This is a genomic window from Telluria mixta (assembly GCF_029223865.1).
GTDB classification, from domain to species: Bacteria; Pseudomonadota; Gammaproteobacteria; order Burkholderiales; family Burkholderiaceae_D; genus Telluria; species Telluria mixta.
The window spans coordinates 6,925,664-6,943,014 of record NZ_CP119520.1; the positions used below are offsets into that span (position 1 = coordinate 6,925,664).

Sequence of the window (17,351 nt, forward strand, 5' to 3'; positions counted from 1 at the left end):
CACGGTTCACTCCAGGGACTTGCGCATCGTGCGGCGCGTGGCGAGGAACAGCGCGGCGATGTAGAGCATCAGGATGGCGCAGTCGCGCACGATCAGGCGCCAGTTGTCTCCGGCCAGGAACAGGGTCTTGATCAGTCCCATGAAGTGCGTCGCGGGCAGGATCTGGCTGACGATCTGGACGACGACCGGCATGTTGCGCAGGTCGAAGACAAAGCCGGACAACATCATGGCCGGCATGAAGCTCGCCAGCAGGGCGACCTGGCTCGCCTTGAACTGGCTGCGTGTCACCCCGGAGATGAACAGCCCCAGCAGCAGCGACACCACCAGGTACAACAGCGAGGCGGCGACGATGACCGCCAGCGAACCGCGCATCGGCACGTGGAACAGGAAACGCGCGGCCAGCAGGCACAGCACAAGGTCGATGGCGCCGACCACCAGGTAGGGCGCCAGCTTGGCAAGCACGATTTCCGTCGGCCGCACCGGGGTCACGAACAACGATTCGAGCGTGCCGCGCTCCCACTCGCGCGCGATCAGCAGCGACGTGAGAAAGGCGCCGATCAGCGTCATCACCAGCGCCAGCAGGCCGGGCACCAGGTACCAGGTGCTGGTATTGGCTTCGTTGAACCAGACGCGCGGCACGACCTCGATACCTCCGGCGGCGGCCCGGCCGCCGCCCCGGTCCTGCCGGTGCTGCGCCCAGGTGCCGATCGCGCCGCCGACATAGCCTTCCAGCGCGGTCGCGGTCGTGGAATCGACGCCGTTCAGCACGAGCTGGACGCGCGCATCGCCCGCCGCCAGCCGGCGCGAGAAGTCGGGCGGCACGCGCACGATGGCAGCCACCTCCCCCAGTCGCATGCGCTCGACGGCGTCCGTCATCGAGGCTGCCCGGACCGGTGCCAGGTAAGGCGAACCGCGCAGCCCGGCGACGACGTCGTGCGCCGTCGGCGACAGGTCCTCCAATACCACCGCTACCGGCGCATTCCTGACGTCGAAGGACAGGCCGTAACCGAACAGCAGGATCAGCATCACCGGCAGCAGCAGGCCCACGGCCAGGTTGCCCCGGTCGCGCAGCATCTGGCGCATCTCCTTGCGCAGCAGCGCGGCGAAGCGTTGCGCGAAGCCGGAGCGCGGCGTGGCGCCTGGACCGGTCATGCCCGCCCCCCTTCGCCCGCATTCTCCGCTTGCCTGCGCCCCTGTTCGACGATCGCGATGAAAGCGCTGTCCATGTCGCCGGCGTGCCCGGCGCCCCCCTGCGCGCGCACCTGTTCCGGGGTTCCCAGGGCCAGCACGCGGCCGGCGTCCTGGATCGCGACGCGATCGCAGTATTCCGCTTCCTCCATGAAGTGGGTGGTGACGATGATCGTCACGCCGCGCCGCGCCAGTGCCGTGATGGTACGCCAGAAGTCGCGCCGGGCCAGCGGATCGATGCCGCTGGTGGGTTCGTCGAGGAACAGAATGTCCGGCTCATGCAGCAACCCGGCTGCCATCGCCAGGCGCTGCTTGTAGCCGCCGGGAAGTTCGCCGCTCGGGGCCGATGGATCGAGCGCGAACTGCTTCAGGGCCGCATCGATCCGTTCGCGCAGCGCGCGCCCGCGCAAGCCGTAGGCGCCGCCGAAGAACGCGAGGTTCTCGCGCACCGTCAGGTTGCCGTACAGCGCGAATTTTTGCGAGACATAGCCGATGCGCGCGCGCGCGGTGGCGCGTGCGCGGCGCAGGTCGACGCCCGCCACTTCCAGGTGGCCGGAGGTGGCGGGCAACAGGCCGCACAGCATGCGGAACGTGGTCGTCTTGCCCGCGCCGTTCGGGCCGAGCAGGCCGAAGATCTCGCCCCGCCTCACGTCGAACGAGGTGCTGGCGACGGCAGTGAAATCGCCGAACTTGCGCACCAGGTCGCGCACGACGATGGCGGGCTTGTCGGCCGCCGCCGGCGCGGATCGCGGGGCCGATGGCGGCGCGGCCTGCGTCGGCCCGTTTCCATCGCCTGCGGCGGCCTCGTGCTCGCGCAACATCATCATGAACGCATCTTCCAGCGCCTCCGGCCTTGCCTCGGCCCTGACGCCGGCGAGCAGCGCATCGACGGCGGCGCCCGCGGCGGCGGGCGCGCGGATGAAGCGCACCGCACCGCCCCTCGGCACCGCGTCGAGGATCACGTCGCGCGCGTCGATCAGGCGGGCCTGCAAATCCCGCGCCGCCACGCCGGCGGGTGGCGCCGCCGTGAACGTCAGGCCATGCGCGCGTCCGCGCAACGCATCGGGCGTGCCTTGCGCCAGCAGCCTGCCCCTGTTCACGACGAACACCTGCGCACAACGCTCGGCTTCGTCCATGTAGGCGGTGCTGACCACGACGCTGAGCCGCTCGTCGCGGACCAGTTGTTCCACGATCTTCCACAGGTCGCGCCGCGACAAGGGATCGACGCCGACGCTGGGCTCGTCCAGCAGCAGCAAGTCGGGCGAGCGCACCAGGGTGCAGGCCAGCCCGAGCTTCTGCTTCATGCCGCCGGAAAGCTGTCCTGCCTGCCGTGCCGTGAAGCGGCCCAGGTCCGTCATGTCGAGCAGGCGGCCGAAGCGCTCGCGCCGGACCTCGGCGGGCACGCCGTGCAGGTCGGCGTACAGGTCGAGGTTTTCCTGGACGCTGAGGTCCTCGTACAGGCCGAAGCGCTGCGGCATGTAGCTGATGCGGTCCTGCACGGCCTGCGGCCCGGCCGCCACGTCGGTACCCAGCACGCTCAGGCGCCCGCCGTCCGGGCGCAGCAGGCCCGCCATCATGCGCATCAGGGTGGTCTTGCCGGCGCCGTCCGGCCCGACAAACGCGACCAGGCTGCCGGCCTCAACCCTGAACGACAGATCGTCCACGGCACGCAGCGTGCCGCCGGGCCCGTGAAAGCACTTGTCCAGGTTCTCCGCCACGACGGCCGGGCGTACCCCGTTCATGGCGTCGCGCCGTTCGCCAGCTGGACGCTCGCCGGCTGTCCCAGCCTGAGCACGTCGGCCGGATCGTCGACCAGCACCCTCACTTCGTAGACGAGGCTGGAACGCAGCTCCTCGGTCTGGACCGATTTCGGCGTAAACTCGGCGACCGACGAGATATAACCTACGTGGCCGGCCAGCGGCGCCGGGTGGCCGTCCGTCCGCACGCGCGCGGCCATGCCGGGCCTGATGCGCGCGAGATCGGGTTCGCCGGCGTAGATGCGCACCCATTTCGGCCGGTCGAGCGCCAGGGTGAAGACGGGACGCTGGGGCGTGGCCATGTCGCCCGCTTCCAGCAGCCGCGCGCGGACAACCGCATCGACCGGCGACTTCAATTCGCCCTGGCCGATCTGGTGTTCGAGTACGGCGACCTGCGCCAGCGCGGCCTTCCATTGCGCTTCGGCGCCGGCCACGTCTTCCGCCCGCGCACCACGCTCGACGAGGCGCAGCGCGGCGCGCATTTCGTCTACCCTGGCATTCGCCCCGCGCGCCGTGTCGGCGGCATGGTCCAGCTCCTGCGCGCTGACGCCGCGTCCCTGGGTATTGGCGGCGATCTCCCGCTGCCGTGCGAGATCGCGGCCGGCGCGCCCGGCGTCCGCCTCGGCGGCGGCCAGGCGGCTGCGTGCCTGGGCGACTTCTTCGGGGCGCGCTCCGTTGCGCAAGCGCTGGACGACCTGTTGCTGGGCTGCGGCCTGCGCGCGTGCCTGGTCGAGTTCCAGGCGCAAGGTTTGGGTATCCAGCACGGCAAGAACAGTGCCCGCCGCCACGCGTTGTCCCTCGTCCGCACGCAGTTCGGCAACCCGGCCGCTGCCGTCGAACGCCAGCGTCACCTGGCGCAGGTCGACGTTACCCTGAAATACAAGGGCATCGTCATGCCGCCGGTGGGAACGCGCCCACCAGACGGCAACCGCGGCCACGACAACGACAGCGAGAACGGCAATGCCAACGATCTTTTTGTTCATGACGGGGTCGGTCCGCGCGCTGGCGGAGAGCGAATGACCTGGATTAGTTTAAATTTAATTTAAATTTGATTTAAACGCAATCCAAACGTGCGCTGCGTTATCCTGTGCGCCATGACTAAGCAAGAACGAATGACAAGAGCCGATGGCGACACTACGTCGCGGCGCATCCTCGACGCCGCCGGCCCCCTGTTTGCAGCCTCGGGGTTTGCGGAAACCACGAACAAGGCCATTGCCGGGCAGGCTGGCGTCGACGTAGCGTCCATCAACTACCATTTTGGCGGCCGGGGCGGCCTGTACCAGGCAGCCCTCGCTGAAGCGCATCGGCAACTGATTGGACTGGGTGACCTGGAGGTCATCGATGCGTCGGGGCTGCCGGCGACGGAGAAACTGGCGCGACTGATCGACGTCCTGCTCGGCGCGGCCTTCGCCGGCAACGGATGGCCCGCGCGCCTGCTCGCGCGCGAGGTGCTTTCGCCCAGCTCTCACCTGTCCGTCCTCATGAACGAGGAAATCCAGCCCAAGCTGGTGATCGTGCGGCGCATCCTTTCCGAAGTCAGCGGCATTGCGCCCGGCGACCCTGCACTGCTGCGCTGCATGGTCAGCGTCGCGGCGCCTTGCCTCATGCTGGTCGTGGCCGGGAGCGATGTGCCCGGACCCGCGCAGGCGATCCGTCAGATGCCGAGGGAAGTGCTGGCGAGGCACCTGTATGCCTTCGCCATTGCCGGCCTAAGGGCGGTTGGCAGGCAACAAGGGGGCGTTGACGCGGCTCCCATGTGATCTACCAGATGCCAATGCACAGCCAGGACCTGGGGAATTTCATCAGTCAAAGTAAATGCGCGTTTGACGTCTGGCAGTCGAACGGGCACACGTGGCGCTGCGGCCTGTATCCGGCCAATGAATGGGCTACAAGGCCATCCCGGTCGTCATGAAGGCCGCGCGCCGCGGCCCATTCGCCCCACCCGATAGCACACCCCAGAGGTCCATGCACGTCGGCATCGCGCGCCTCCCGGGACGCGAACGCAATACGTTCGATGCATGGCTGACCAGGCGCGCCCTGAAGGAACAGGACCAGCGTATTCCCTGCCGGCACGCGCAACAGATCCGGGCCGCGGACCAGGAATCCCAGGCGCTGCACGTAGAAACGCACCGCCCTCTCCACATCCGGCACGCGATAGGCCACCTGCACCAGGGCCCGTGCGGGTTTCTTCCTGTCGCCATCGCGGAATATCACGGCATCCGTGTCGCACTGGAACTCGATACAAAAGCCGGCGTCGTCCATCGTGCGTAGCGAGCCGTCGGGCCCCTGGTCGATGTGCCTGTCGCGCGCCAGCGCCTTGCCGATGGCGGCAAGCGCGTGCCGGTCCGCGACGGTGTATCGCGTCGCGCGAAACGCCACTCCTGCCGTTGGCGCCGGCGGCAGATGCAATGCTTTACTGTCGCGCAACACGATTGCGCTGCCGTCGGCTGCGGCAAGGCGGCGGCCATGACGATCGCTGGCCACGTCGCCGAGACCGAACGACATCAACCACTCGGCACAACGGGGGATGTCATCTACACCGAACAGCAAATGGTCAATGCCAAGGATATTCATGCTTGCCTGAGAAGGAAGTCATTCGGAATCGGAGCAATCGATATGGCCAGACTGATGGACTGCAGAGGCGTGCAAACCCGACAAAGAATGATCAAGGCAACGGAAAAATTTCGTGGAATTCTTCGTTCAAGTGCTCGGTCGCCTCAATCAGTTGCTGCTTCAACCAGAGCAGTGCCGGCATCGTATTGCTGCGCTTGTGCCAACTCAGATAGAGGTCCTTGTCGGGAAGTTTCATCGGCAGTGGCGCGACGCTGATCTTCCCGTCTTTCACGGCCGCCATTACGAGTCTCGATGGCAGCACCGCGATCAGGTCGGAATCCTGAAGCACGGACGCCGCTACCAGGAACTGATTGACCGTCAGGTAGATTTGCCGCGACATGCCGAGCTCCGTCAATGCCTCGTCGAAAATGCTTGACGGATTCGGCTCCCCGGTCAGATTCACGGCGAGATGGCGAGCGGCGCAAATCGACTCGAGCGTCAACTCCTCGTCAAACAGCGGATGGCCTTTGCGCGCCGTCACGACATAGGTCTCCGAACAGATTCTTGCGCTCTGTAGCGTAGACGCCCTTGGCGGATCCACGCCCAAGGTGAAATCGATCTCGCCACGCATGAGTCTCGGCGTATTGAGGTCCGGATCGGGGGGGACGAACACGATTTTCACGTTGGGCGCCGCGGCATGGATACGCCGGTATAAATAGGGGGTCAGCAACGCGGCCAGTGAATCGGCGATCGAAACGCGAAAGCTGATATCCGCATGCTCTGCACAAAAACTGTTCGGGTCCACGGTGCGGTAAAGTTGTTTGAGGGCGCCATGGATTTCCGACCACAGCGCGATCGCTTTGGGCGTGGGATCCACACCTCGGGCGGCCTTCACGAATAACTGATCCTGAAACTGGGCCCGCAACCGGTTCAACACGTTGCTGACGGCTGGTTGCGACAGGCCCAGACGCTCAGCCGCATGCGTTACGTTTCGTTCGGTCATCACCACGTCAAAGACGTTCAAGAGGTTCAGGTCGATTTTGAGCGGCTCATCTGAAACGCGTCGGCGAGTGTTATCAAGCATAGTGCCCTTCCACTGTCACAAAAGATAACGATAAAAATGCTCCGGCAGATCAAGACACCGAAAGGGCGAAAACGCTCCCGGTGCCTGCGGTAATGCATCCGGCAACCGCTCCTGCATGCCTACTCGTCAAAAATCGCGACAGCGCGGGTCCAGCCCGCCGACGCGGCTCGAATCTTGAATGGGAAGCAGGCGATGGTGAAGCCGCTCGCCGGCAGCGCTTCCAGGTTATGCAGTTTCTCGAGGTGGCAGTAGCCGATATGGCGGCTGGCCTTGTGGCCCTCCCAGATCAGGGACGCGTCCTGCGTCGCCGCGTACTTCTCCCTCGTGTGCACGAACGGCGCATCCCAGCTCCAGCCATCCGTGCCCGTGACGCGCACACCGCGTTCGAGCAGGTACAGCGTGGCTTCCATACCCATGCCGCAGCCTGCGGTCACATAATCGTCCTGACCGTAGCGTTTTCCGGCAGCGGTGTTGACGACGACGATTTCAAACGGTTTCAGCGTGTGCCCGATGCGCCGCAGTTCAGCGTCGACGTCATCGGCCGTTACCACGTAGCCATCCTCGAAATGACGGAAATCCAGCTTGACACCCGGCTGGAAACACCATTCCAACGGCACTTCGTCGATCGTGATGGCGCGTTCTCCTTCGTTCATCGTGGACGCGAAATGGTAGGGAGCGTCCAGGTGGGTACCGTTGTGGGTGATCAGCTGGATGCGTTCGATGGCCCACGCCTCTTCGTCAGGCAAGTCTTCCTGCTTCAGTCCAGGAAAGAACCCGATCAGTTCCGGCGCCGACATGTTGTGATCGATGTAGTCGATCTTCGGCCGATAGATGGGAGGATCCGAGATCACATCGTTTTCCAGGAAAATCGACAAATCCACGATGCGACGGCTCATGTGCGCACTCCTTCCGCACCCAGTTCCACGAAGGTCTGCGCCACCCAGTCGGCGATGTAGTCACGACCATTCGCCATGTTATCGGCGCTACAGTGCTCCACGCCTCCCTCGCGCGGCGTGAAGAACTTCAGTTCGCGCTTGGGGCTGTTGACCGCGCCCTCGTACTGCTGATGCGCGTATTCCTGCGGAATCTGACGGTCGTTGGCGCCATGCGTGATCAGGAAGGGAACCGTGATCTTGTCGATGACAGGCTGCAGCGTGACTGCAGGTGCAAACGCCATGAACTCGTCCAGCGTCTTCTTGCCCCATACCCACTGCACGTGCTCCCAATAATGCGGTACCGGGCGGTCACCTTCGCGTGCGAGACGGCGGCGCTGCAATTCGCCCCAGTTGAAATTGGCGCCCCACGCGACGCACAGCCTGAAGCGCTTTTCCATGGCTGCCGCCCGGGGCGCGTAATAGCCGCCAAGCGACCAGGCGCCCACGCCGATCAGGTTGGACGCGACATCGGCGCGCGTCTCCAGATAGTCGACGACTGCGCCGGCCCATTGCTCGGCCTCGACGATCGCCGTCAGCTCTTCCAGTCTCAACGCTTCGCCGACGCCCGGCTGGTCGACGGAGATACTCGATACGCCGCGCGCCGCCAGCGCCTGCTGGATGCCCGAGCCGTAAATCATTTCCTTGGTGCTGTCCAGGCCATTGAAGAACGCCAGGCAAGGCGCCGGCTTGCCGCCAGCCGGGTTCGCCTTCACGAACAGGCCCGCCAGCGTTTTCCCGTTGTAGGGAATCGTCACGCGCTCGCAGTTCTCCTCGCCCAACTCAGTGAATTTCGCGAAGCTGTCCAGCATCTTCTGGTATGCCACCTTGCGCGGCGCATAGTCCCGGTGCTGCATGCGTTCCGCCGTCAGGTAGTAGGTGGACGCGCGGCCGAACTTCGCACCCGCGCTCAGGCGGCGGCCCGCCGCGATGTCCTCGGCGGCCAGTTCCACCAGGCGGTCCGCCTGTGCGCACCAGGCGTTGAAGAACGCTTCGGTGCCCTCATCGTCCCCGCGCCTGGACGCATCGATCAGCTGGCGGCAAATGACGTCGATTTCGCCGATGTTGCCCCCCATGGCAAGGGCAAGGTTGGTGGACAGGTTCCACACATAGTTAGTGGGAAAATATTCAAGCATATCGAATTCCTTTCATTGAATCTGATGATCCGCGCCGGTGAACAAGCGCGTGCGGTGCCTCAGGCGCTCGTCCAGGCAGGTGCGTTGATGATGGGGCGCTCCACCGCAAGCAGGCTGAACGACCCCGCCCTGTCGACGAAGCGCGCCAGGCTCTCGGCGACCTCCTGGTCTTCCGACTGCAGCTTCGCAATCGCTCCCGCATCCGCAAACGTTCCCAGCCATGTTTCCATCACGCCGTCGAAGTCGGCAGCGTGGCCGAACGGGTTGACGTCATCGGGAACCACCACGTTTCGTGTCATCTTGCGCACGCTGCCGCGATAGAGGCCCCGCGCCTGCAGCAGATCGCAGTGCCGCTCCCAGCGGACGGCAAACTCTTCCCGCGAGATATCGTTGCGACGCTTCAGGACGTCGAACAGCTTGCAGTCGGATGGCTGGCCATCGGCAGCCAGGCCGCCGCTTTCACGGGTAGCCAGGATGATGAGGCTGGACAGGTCGTTGAACCTCGCCTCGTCCGGCCGGATGAGCTCTTGATAGCGCGGCTCGGCGAGTCCGCGATGCAGCCCGTCGGCGTCGTCGAACCACAACTCGATGACCGAGTCGCGGTCGGTGGCGCGGCGGTAAGGCGTGACGCAGTCCGCCCCTTCAGCCGGCAGGCGAGTATGGTTCTGCACGTAGCGTTTCAAAAAGCGTGTGAACTCGGGCACGCTCTTGACCAGCGGCGCATGGTGATTGGTCAGATGGTCGAAGAACTGCGGGCGCGTCATTTGTGGGTTGCGACGCGGGACGAGAATGACTTTTAGCATGGCGCGATTGGGTTGGGCGAACGCTGTGTCGGGTGAGGCGAATGGATGGACGCAATGGGACTGCGCGAGAGCGGTCATCCCCGTGAGCCATTGGCGTCGCCATGTACCTGGTCTGTTGGTCAAAACTTCACCGACTGCGGCCCCTTCAGGCCAAGCATGGACCGCGCCTCGTCCGGCGTCGCCACCTCCAGCGACAGCTCCTCGAGGATGCGCCGGATCTTCCTGACCTGCTCCGCGTTCGACGTCGCCATGCGACCTTTGCCGAGATACAGGCTGTCCTCGAGACCGACCCTGACATTGCCGCCCATGATCGCGCCCATGGTGAGCAGGGACATCTGATGACGTCCGGCACCAAGGATCGAAAACATGTAGTTGTCCCGACCGAACAGTCGGTCCGCAGTGGTCCGCATGATCGCCAGGTTTTCGGGATCCGGCCCCATACCGCCCAGGATGCCGTAGATCGACTGGATGAAGAACGGTGGCTTGAGCAAGCCCTCATCCACGAAGTGCGCCAGGTTATACAGGTGGCCCAGGTCGTAGCATTCGAATTCGAAGCGTGTCCCGCGTTCTTCGCCCAGCACTTTCAGGATGTGCTTGATGTCGCGGAAGGTGTTGCGGAAGATGAGGTCTTCCATACCTTCGACATAGGGCTTTTCCCAGTCGTGGCGCCAGTCCTTGATCTTGCGCGCCGCCGGGTGGATCGAGAAATTCATCGACCCCATGTTGAGCGAGCACATTTCGGGACCCGCTGCCAGCGGATACGCGAGACGCTCTTCCAGCGTCATCTTGATGCTGCCGCCCGTGGTGATGTTGATCACCGCGTTCGTGGCCGCCGCGATCCTCGGCACGAACTGCCGGAACACCGCCGGATCCGCGCTTGGCCGGCCGTCGACCGGGTCGCGCGCATGCAGGTGCAAGATGGCGGCGCCCGCCTCCGCGGCCTCGATCGCCTGCTCCGCGATCTCGTCTGGCGTCAGGGGCAGATACTCCGACATCGACGGCGTATGAATTGCGCCGGTCACCGCACAACTGATAATGACTTTGCTCATGATTCCTCTTCCATTGAATATCGTTTGCGCACCACTTAGATCGGCCCCATCAGCTGCGCGTAGGCCCGGCTGAACAATGCGCCATGATCGGCAGCCGGATCCGGCGTACCGGCCCATTCCGCCTGCTCCCATTCGCCGAGGCGCACACCGGTCTCATAGACCAATTGCGTCCTCGGCAGGCGGCGCAGGACGAAGCGGTTGAGGGCGGATTTGAGGTCGGGATCTTGTGCCAGGAGCTCGGCCAACACGACCGAGTCTTCGATGGCCATCGCGGCACCTTCCGCCAGATGTGGCGTACCGGAGTGGGCGGCGTCGCCGATCAGCACGACACGGCCGCGGTACCACGGGGCCGGCATCATCAGCACCTCCATCGGCCGGTACACCACGGCGGCAGGATCGGTGATCTGGTCGCGCAGGCCGCCCACGATGCCGCCGTATTCCGCCAGTCGTTCCCTCAGCAGCACATGAAGCTGGTCTGCCAGCATGCGCGGATTCCCCGCTTCCGCCGTCACGAGAAACAGATACATCGTGGTTTCGGACAACGGCACCAATCCCGCCTTGCTCTTTTTCCCGTAATGCAAAGAGCCCCAGTGCATGTCGCGCGGGCGCGCAAAGTTGTACCTCCACACGGCCTGGCCGGTGTAATGGGGCCGGCATTCGTCACCGAACAACTGGGCACGGGTTTTCGAATACGCCCCGTCCGCGCCGATCACGAGGTCATAGGTGTTTTGCGTACCGTCGCTGAAGGAGACGCGAACGCCTTCCTTGCGCTCTTCGAACGCGGTCGCGGTTACACCCAGCCGGACATGGGTCCCCTGCGCAAGCGTGGCGTCGGTGAGGATCTTGTGCAGGGCCGGCCGCGAGATCCCGTTCACGGGCGGATAGCCGGGGCCCGCAACATTCTCGCTCGGGACTTGTGCCAGCACGTTGCCTTGCACATCGCAGAAATTCCAGCCGAGAAAACCCTTGCCCTGTTCGAGGCACGCGTCGCCCAGGTCGAGGCTGCGCAACGCGCGCAGCAAGTTGGACGGCTGGATGATGCCGACGCCATACACGGACCACGCCGGGTTTTGCTCGATGACTTCCGCATCGATGCCTTTGCGTTTCAGGGCGATCGCGGCGGTCAGGCCGCCGATACCGCCGCCGATGATGAGGACTTTCTGGACAATGGACATGTTGTTCTCGAATAGTGTCTACGTTGCGAACCTGATCAGGCGGCGTCGTGCGGCAGGTCGCCTGTCGGCAGGTACTTGACCTGCCACTCGGGTTGTTCGGCGAGCCACCCGGGCAGGTTATGCACGAAGTGGGCATAGCCGAACAACGGCACCGGCCATTCGCGCGGCACCCAGCTGTCATCGAGGAAGTCGCCATCCGTGCCGTATTCGGCCTCGCCGCCGGTGGGACACGGCAGGTAGAAAAACAGCGCCGAGTCCACGCGGTGGCGGCCAAGGCCCAGGTGGGATTTCGGCCAGCCCTGCCTTTCCATGTAATTCGCGCCGACCATGATTTCGTCGATGTCCTCGACGCCGAAGTTCGCGTGGTGAAAGCGCGGCTGTCCATCCATGCCGGGGAATGGCAGGCTCGCGTTCAGCAGGAACAGGTTGTGATGGCTATTGCTGCCTTCCGCGCGCAAATAAACCCCGAAGGTGCGCTGGTAATCGCTGAGACGGAAGTGCAGCCGGGTCCGCATGAACTCGTACGTTTTCTGGAAATCCTTGACGGCGAATACGACGTGCTGGATGGCCTTCGGCCGCGCACGCGTACGCCATTTCCGATGCGTGTTCAGGCGATTGACGACGCCCGGCGCATTCACCGGGTCCGGGCTGTTCACCACCTGCTTTTTCGTGAAGAGGCGCAGGCCGAATGCCAGGCCGCAATCGGTCAGGAAGTGCGCCGTCCCGTCGTCGTCGACCGTGACCGTGCGATCGCTGCGCAGGTTGGCGACCAATGCATGCAACGCTTCCTCGCTGTCGACACCCCAGATCACTTCGCGCACGCCAGGCCCGACCAGGCTCGATTGCGGCAGGCGGTTATCGTTGAGGTCGAAGATGCGCACACGCGACCCTTCTTCCAGGCGGAATTCCGCTTCGGTCTCGCTGCTGGAGACGAGCGGAAGGCCAAAGTCGGTAAAGAAGCGCGTGCATTCCTGCACGTTTTCCACTCCATAAGTCAAGGTCTCGATTCCTACAATTGCCATGTTGCGAATCCTTAAGATGAGTTACCCCCTCTCTGTCCAGGCAGAGAAAAACAGGATCGGGGGATGTCGGCGTGCACCGTTCCGTGCACTGCCAGAAAAATGATGGGTAAAACTAGGCGGGAGATGCGGCGGGCAGCATGGGATGTCTCCTGAGTTTTATGTTTGGTTTTTAATATCTGGACTCGATGATGAGCCTCTCCCATGGCTGTGTACAGTTTATCCTTTTCACTTTTTACCTTTACGCGATAAACTCATCGCCATGGAGGTAGTGCATGCGACTGAATAAACTCGACTTGAATCAACTGGTTGTCCTGGATGCAGTATTGAGCGAACGCAGCGTGAAACGGGCGGCTGAGCGTCTCTTCCTGAGCCCGCCCGCCGCCAGTTGCGCCCTGGCGCGTCTGCGTGACTATTTCAAGGATGAACTGCTGGTCCAGATCGGCAAGACCATGGTATTGACGCCCAGGGCAGAAAGCATGCAGAAGCCGGTACGCGAGGTACTGCTCCAGATCCAGGCGATCATCACCACGGATCCGTCGTTCGTCCCCATGACATCGACGCGCAAGATCACGATCGAAGCGTCGGACTACGTAATGAACGTGTTTCTCGGGGAGGTCCTGAGACGGGCTTGGCACGAAGCACCGCACATGCAGTTCGACTTGCGCCTGATCGGGACGCAATCTCTCGCGAATCTCGACAACGGGGAAGTGGATATGTTGATTGGGCCAGACTTCTACAAGGCACCGGGGCATCCCAGCGAACCGCTGTTCGAGGACACCTGGTCTTGCCTGAGCTGGATCGGCAACGAGGATGTTCGGGAAGAACTCAGCCTGGACGCCTACCTGAGCCTTGGCCATGTCATCATCGAATGGGGTGCGGGGCGCCTCACCACCTCCGACGAACGTGTTATCGCCAAGCACGAGTATGTACGGCGCAGGGAAGTGATGGCCCCGAACTTCACCGTCGTTCCCCAGCTGCTGCTGGGAACGCGCCGGATCGCCACTGTGCAGACCCGGCTGGCGAAGTTGTTGGCCTTGAGTCATCCGCTCAGGCTGCTGCCCTGCCCGCTCCCGATGCCCGTGCTCGCGGAAACGCTGCAATGGCACAAGTACCAGGAACACGACCCGGCCATTGCATGGTTCCGCGACCTGTTGCGACGCGTGGCCGGCACCCTCGATTGAGGGTGCGCGTGCTTCAACCCGGCTCGCCGGGCTTTAACCAGACACCGCCGGCACGGGAGGATGCCTGCACCGCTTCGATGAACTGGACACCGCGCAGGCCATCTTCGACATCGGGGAACTCAGCCGCTGGATCGGCGGGGACGCTGCCGGGACGCCGTGCGAACAGGCTGGCCGCGATTTCGCGGTACAGGTTGCCGAAGGCTTCCAGGTAGCCTTCGGGGTGACCGCCGGGAATGCGTGCGAGCCGGGCCGCCGCCGGCAGCGTGCCGGCCCCGTTGCGGGATATCAGCCTGGTGGGTTCGCCCAACGGGGTCCAGTGCAACACATCGGGTTGCTCCTGGCGCCAATGCAGGCCGCCCTTGCTTCCATAGACGCGGATCGACAGGTCGTTGCCGTGCCCCGGCGCGACCTGACTGGCCCACAGGCTTCCCCGTGCACCATTCGCATAACGCAGCATGACCTGCACGTTGTCGTCGATACGGCGCCCAGGTACGAGGCTGGAGAGTTCGGCGCACAAGGATTCGATGTCGAGGCCGGTAATGAAATCCGCCAGTTGCCAGGCATGCGAACCGATGTCGCCAATGGCGCCACCGCCGGACTGCGCGGGATCGGTGCGCCACGCCGCCTGCTTCTGGCCGTCGAGTTCGATGGGCTCCGCCAGCCAGTCCTGCACATACTCGACCTGCACGACGCGCAGTTCGCCCAACTGGCCTTCCTGCACCATCTGACGTGCCTGGCGCACCATGGCGTTGGCCGAATAATTATGGGTGACTGCGAACAGTAACCCATTTTTCCGGACCAGCTCGCAGAGCGCGCGCGCATCGGCACTGGTGGTCGTGACCGGCTTGTCGCAGATCACATGGATGCCGGCGTCAAGGAAGGCACGTGCCACCGGCGCATGCAGGTGGTTGGGAGTAACGATGCTGACCGCCTCGATACCGTCCGGACGCGCGCTTTCCGCGCGGGCCATGTCCCGGTAATCGGCATAGATCCGGTCCGCAGCGAGGCCAAGCGCCAGGCCGGAGCGAAGCGCCTTTTCCGGATTCGAGGACAAGGCGCCAGCCACCAGCTCGAACTGGTCGTCGATGCGCGCGGCGTAGCGGTGCACCGCGCCGATGAAACCGCCCTCGCCGCCACCGACCATGCCGAGGCGTATGCGCCCGGAAGCGCGGCTCACAACGCACCTGCCTTGATCTGGTCGACCGCGAACTCCACGGCGCGCGCGGTCAGCGCCATGAACGTCAGCGAAGGATTGACACTGCCCCCCGACGCCATCATGGCGCCGTCCGTCACGAATACATTGGGCACGCCATGGACCTGGTTGTGCGCGTTCAGAACCGACTGCGACGGATCATTGCCCATGCGCGCGCCGCCCTGCACGTGAATCATCAGGCCCGGCAGGCTGCCGATGCGCATCTTTTGCACGTCCTGTACGCCGGCCGCCTGCAGCATCGCGGTCCCTTCGCGCACGATGTCTTCCGCGATCCTGTTCTCGTTATCGCCGCGTGCCACGTCGAACCGCAGCTGCGGCAAGCCGTAGCGGTCACGTGCCTGCGGGTCGAGGGTAATGCGGTTCTCGCGCCGAGGGAGCGATTCGAAGACGCCGGCCAGGTAGACCATCCATGGCCCCGGCGTCGCGAGACGCTTCTTGAAATCGGCACCGAAATCGTCCCCGTCCCCGGCCATGTCGGCCCAGCCCAGGCGTGCCGAGCCGCCCTGGAGCACGTAACCCCGGTCGAACTCGACGCCTTCCTCGCGTACCCCGCGCAGGTTGCGGAAACGTGGAATGTAGATGCCGTTGGCCCGCCGTCCGTAGTAGTAGCGGTCCGTCAGGCCGGGCAGGACGCCGAACACGCTGGCGGCGTCGTGATCGCAGATGTAGCGGCCCAATACGTCCCCCTGGTTCCCCAAGCCGTTCGGATGACGTGCGTCGGCGGACTGCAACAGGATCTGCACGCTGGCCTCGGCTCCCGCGTTCAGGAACACGATGCGCGACGTGTAGGTCGTGCGTTTCTTTGTCATCGCGTCGATGACCTCGACGCCGCGCGCCCGGCCGGTCTTCGGGTCGGTGACGATGCGGTGTACGACGGCGTCGGTCTTGACGGTCAGCAGGCCGGTTTTCTGCGCGTCGGGCAGCGTTGCCGACAGCGAAGAGAAATAGGCGCCGAAGGAACAGCCGCGCTGACAGATGTTGCGGTAGTTGCATGGACCGCGCCCGTTGTGTTCCTTCGTCAGGTTGACCGTGCGCCCGATCGTCACGTAACGCTCGGGCCACCTGGCCTGGATCCTCGCGCGCAGGTGTTTCTCGGCCGCCGTCATTTCCATCGGCGGCAACAGCTCCATGTCGGGGAAGTGTGCGAGCCCCAGGTTTTCGCCGGAAGCGCCGATATACTTCTCGATCCGGCTGTACCATGGCGCCAGGTCGGCATAGCGGATCGGCCAATCGTTACCGTGGCCATCGCGCCGGTTGGCCTCGAAGTCCAGGTCCGACCAGCGATAGACCTGCCGCCCCCATAGCAACGAACGCCCGCCCAGCACATTGGCACGCAGCCACGCATAAGGTTTGGCCTGCACATAGGGCTGCTCGCTATCCTTCACCCAATAATGCTTGTTGTCCCACTTGAACTGGCCGAACGGCTGCCTGGACTGGATCGGATAATCGCGCGCCATCTCGTCGCGGTCGAGCGTGCCGCGGTTGGGTGCATCCCAGGGCGTCACGAACTCGGTCTTGTAACCCTTCTGGTGTTCCAGTGGACGGCCCCGTTCCAGCACCAGGACCTTCATGCCGCGCTGGGTCAGTTCCTTGGCCGCCATGCCCCCGGTGATGCCGGAGCCGATGACGATCGCGTCGAATTCGTAGGTCATATCTGAATCTGCCTGTTCCATGTTTTGGTGTCGACGTCGCCGTCCCAGCGCCCCGGCACGGGCACATAGGCCAGTTCGCCGTTGACACCTGCCTCGGCGGTGAAATAGCCGAGCGTGACGAGGTCGCGCATCTTGTAAAAGAACGGTGCGGACGGATCGGCCAGGCGGCCGTCGAATCCGTGCGACTGGTAGCTCGATGCCGCCTTGCGAGCAGGGACAAGCAATGCGGCCTGCTCGGATTGCGTGCAGGCGGCGAATCCACGTCCATGCGCCGCCGCCGCGCCCGCGTCGAGCTGGACCAGCCCGTCGAGGAGGGTCTGGCGCTCCGACGGCACCATCCAGTGCGCGTACATGTCCGCGACGAAGGCGGGTACGCCAGCCTCGATCGCGCCTGGCGTGTCGGTCTTCGGGATGATCAGCTCGCACAACGCGGCCAGCGTCTTCTGGTGCGAGGCGGGAAACGGCTTGGGAGCGTCGCCGCCGTCCGCGCGGTTGGCGGCGGACTTCGCCAGCTCGGTCGCCAGCGTTTGCCCGGTCCAGTATGCGGCGCCTGCTGCCAGGGCGATCCGCTTCATGAGGGTTCTTCGGTCCATATGTCGTCAACCT

At 64.3% G+C, this 17,351-nt stretch carries 16 protein-coding genes; 2 read left to right on the forward strand and 14 right to left on the reverse strand.

The genetic code is table 11. The features are described from left to right. Positions 1–6: 6 nt before the first annotated feature. The 3 genes from P0M04_RS30390 to P0M04_RS30400 are packed head-to-tail and all read right to left on the reverse strand — an operon-like array spanning position 7 to position 3,928. Positions 7–1,152: an ABC transporter permease gene (locus P0M04_RS30390; RefSeq protein ID WP_259450273.1), complete on the reverse strand. Its 1,146-nt coding sequence runs from the start codon at positions 1,150–1,152 to the stop codon at positions 7–9. Then, positions 1,149–2,930 (reverse strand): ATP-binding cassette domain-containing protein, encoded by a 1,782-nt coding sequence (locus tag P0M04_RS30395; RefSeq protein WP_259450274.1) that lies wholly within the window; start codon positions 2,928–2,930, stop codon positions 1,149–1,151. The genes P0M04_RS30390 and P0M04_RS30395 overlap by 4 nt, the downstream gene beginning before the upstream one ends. Continuing rightward, positions 2,927–3,928, reverse strand: a complete 1,002-nt coding sequence (locus P0M04_RS30400; RefSeq protein ID WP_259450275.1) for an HlyD family secretion protein — start codon at positions 3,926–3,928, stop codon at positions 2,927–2,929. Before P0M04_RS30400 ends, P0M04_RS30395 begins: the two co-directional genes overlap by 4 nt. A gap of 111 nt (positions 3,929–4,039) precedes the next feature. Between P0M04_RS30400 and P0M04_RS30405 the strand changes: the two genes are divergently transcribed. Next, positions 4,040–4,705, forward strand: a complete 666-nt coding sequence (locus P0M04_RS30405) for a TetR/AcrR family transcriptional regulator (RefSeq protein ID WP_281042192.1) — start codon at positions 4,040–4,042, stop codon at positions 4,703–4,705. 46 nt (positions 4,706–4,751) lie between these two features. Here the strand turns inward: P0M04_RS30405 and P0M04_RS30410 are convergent, their stop codons facing one another. From P0M04_RS30410 to P0M04_RS30445, 8 genes are all read right to left on the reverse strand, one after another. Then, complete coding sequence (locus tag P0M04_RS30410) at positions 4,752–5,519, reverse strand: VOC family protein (protein ID WP_259450277.1); 768 nt, start codon at positions 5,517–5,519, stop codon at positions 4,752–4,754. 91 nt (positions 5,520–5,610) lie between these two features. Next, complete coding sequence (locus P0M04_RS30415) at positions 5,611–6,582, reverse strand: LysR family transcriptional regulator (protein ID WP_259450278.1); 972 nt, start codon at positions 6,580–6,582, stop codon at positions 5,611–5,613. A 119-nt stretch (positions 6,583–6,701) separates the two neighbouring features. After that, a complete protein-coding gene (locus P0M04_RS30420) occupies positions 6,702–7,478 on the reverse strand; it encodes a cyclase family protein (RefSeq protein ID WP_259450279.1) in 777 nt (258 codons plus the stop codon). Continuing rightward, complete coding sequence (locus tag P0M04_RS30425; RefSeq protein ID WP_259450280.1) at positions 7,475–8,650, reverse strand: alpha/beta hydrolase family protein; 1,176 nt, start codon at positions 8,648–8,650, stop codon at positions 7,475–7,477. Before P0M04_RS30425 ends, P0M04_RS30420 begins: the two co-directional genes overlap by 4 nt. A gap of 59 nt (positions 8,651–8,709) precedes the next feature. Continuing rightward, positions 8,710–9,531, reverse strand: coding sequence for an EthD domain-containing protein (locus P0M04_RS30430; protein WP_259450281.1), 822 nt, complete (start codon positions 9,529–9,531; stop codon positions 8,710–8,712). A 41-nt stretch (positions 9,532–9,572) separates the two neighbouring features. After that, on the reverse strand, positions 9,573–10,502 hold the full coding sequence (gene kce / locus P0M04_RS30435; protein ID WP_259450282.1) for a 3,5-dioxohexanoate:acetyl-CoA acetone transferase: 930 nt from the start codon (positions 10,500–10,502) through the stop codon (positions 9,573–9,575). A gap of 35 nt (positions 10,503–10,537) precedes the next feature. Next, positions 10,538–11,677, reverse strand: coding sequence for an FAD-dependent oxidoreductase (locus P0M04_RS30440; RefSeq protein ID WP_259450283.1), 1,140 nt, complete (start codon positions 11,675–11,677; stop codon positions 10,538–10,540). 35 nt (positions 11,678–11,712) lie between these two features. After that, on the reverse strand, positions 11,713–12,699 hold the full coding sequence (locus P0M04_RS30445; protein WP_259450284.1) for a VOC family protein: 987 nt from the start codon (positions 12,697–12,699) through the stop codon (positions 11,713–11,715). Positions 12,700–12,971: 272 nt separating this feature from the next. On the opposite strand from P0M04_RS30445, the gene P0M04_RS30450 reads away from it, so the two are divergent. Beyond that, positions 12,972–13,880, forward strand: coding sequence for a LysR substrate-binding domain-containing protein (locus P0M04_RS30450; protein WP_259450285.1), 909 nt, complete (start codon positions 12,972–12,974; stop codon positions 13,878–13,880). A gap of 13 nt (positions 13,881–13,893) precedes the next feature. Here P0M04_RS30450 and P0M04_RS30455 read toward each other — a convergent pair whose 3' ends face one another. The 3 genes from P0M04_RS30455 to P0M04_RS30465 are packed head-to-tail and all read right to left on the reverse strand — an operon-like array spanning position 13,894 to position 17,320. After that, positions 13,894–15,024 carry a Gfo/Idh/MocA family protein gene (locus P0M04_RS30455; protein WP_307727218.1) on the reverse strand — a complete coding sequence of 377 codons (1,131 nt, stop codon included), beginning with the start codon at positions 15,022–15,024 and terminating at the stop codon, positions 13,894–13,896. A gap of 29 nt (positions 15,025–15,053) precedes the next feature. Beyond that, the gene (locus P0M04_RS30460) at positions 15,054–16,745 is read right to left on the reverse strand and encodes an FAD-dependent oxidoreductase (RefSeq protein WP_259450287.1); all 1,692 of its coding nucleotides are present in this window, start codon (positions 16,743–16,745) and stop codon (positions 15,054–15,056) included. Continuing rightward, positions 16,742–17,320: a gluconate 2-dehydrogenase subunit 3 family protein gene (locus tag P0M04_RS30465; protein WP_259450288.1), complete on the reverse strand. Its 579-nt coding sequence runs from the start codon at positions 17,318–17,320 to the stop codon at positions 16,742–16,744. The genes P0M04_RS30460 and P0M04_RS30465 overlap by 4 nt, the downstream gene beginning before the upstream one ends. Positions 17,321–17,351: the final 31 nt, after the last annotated feature.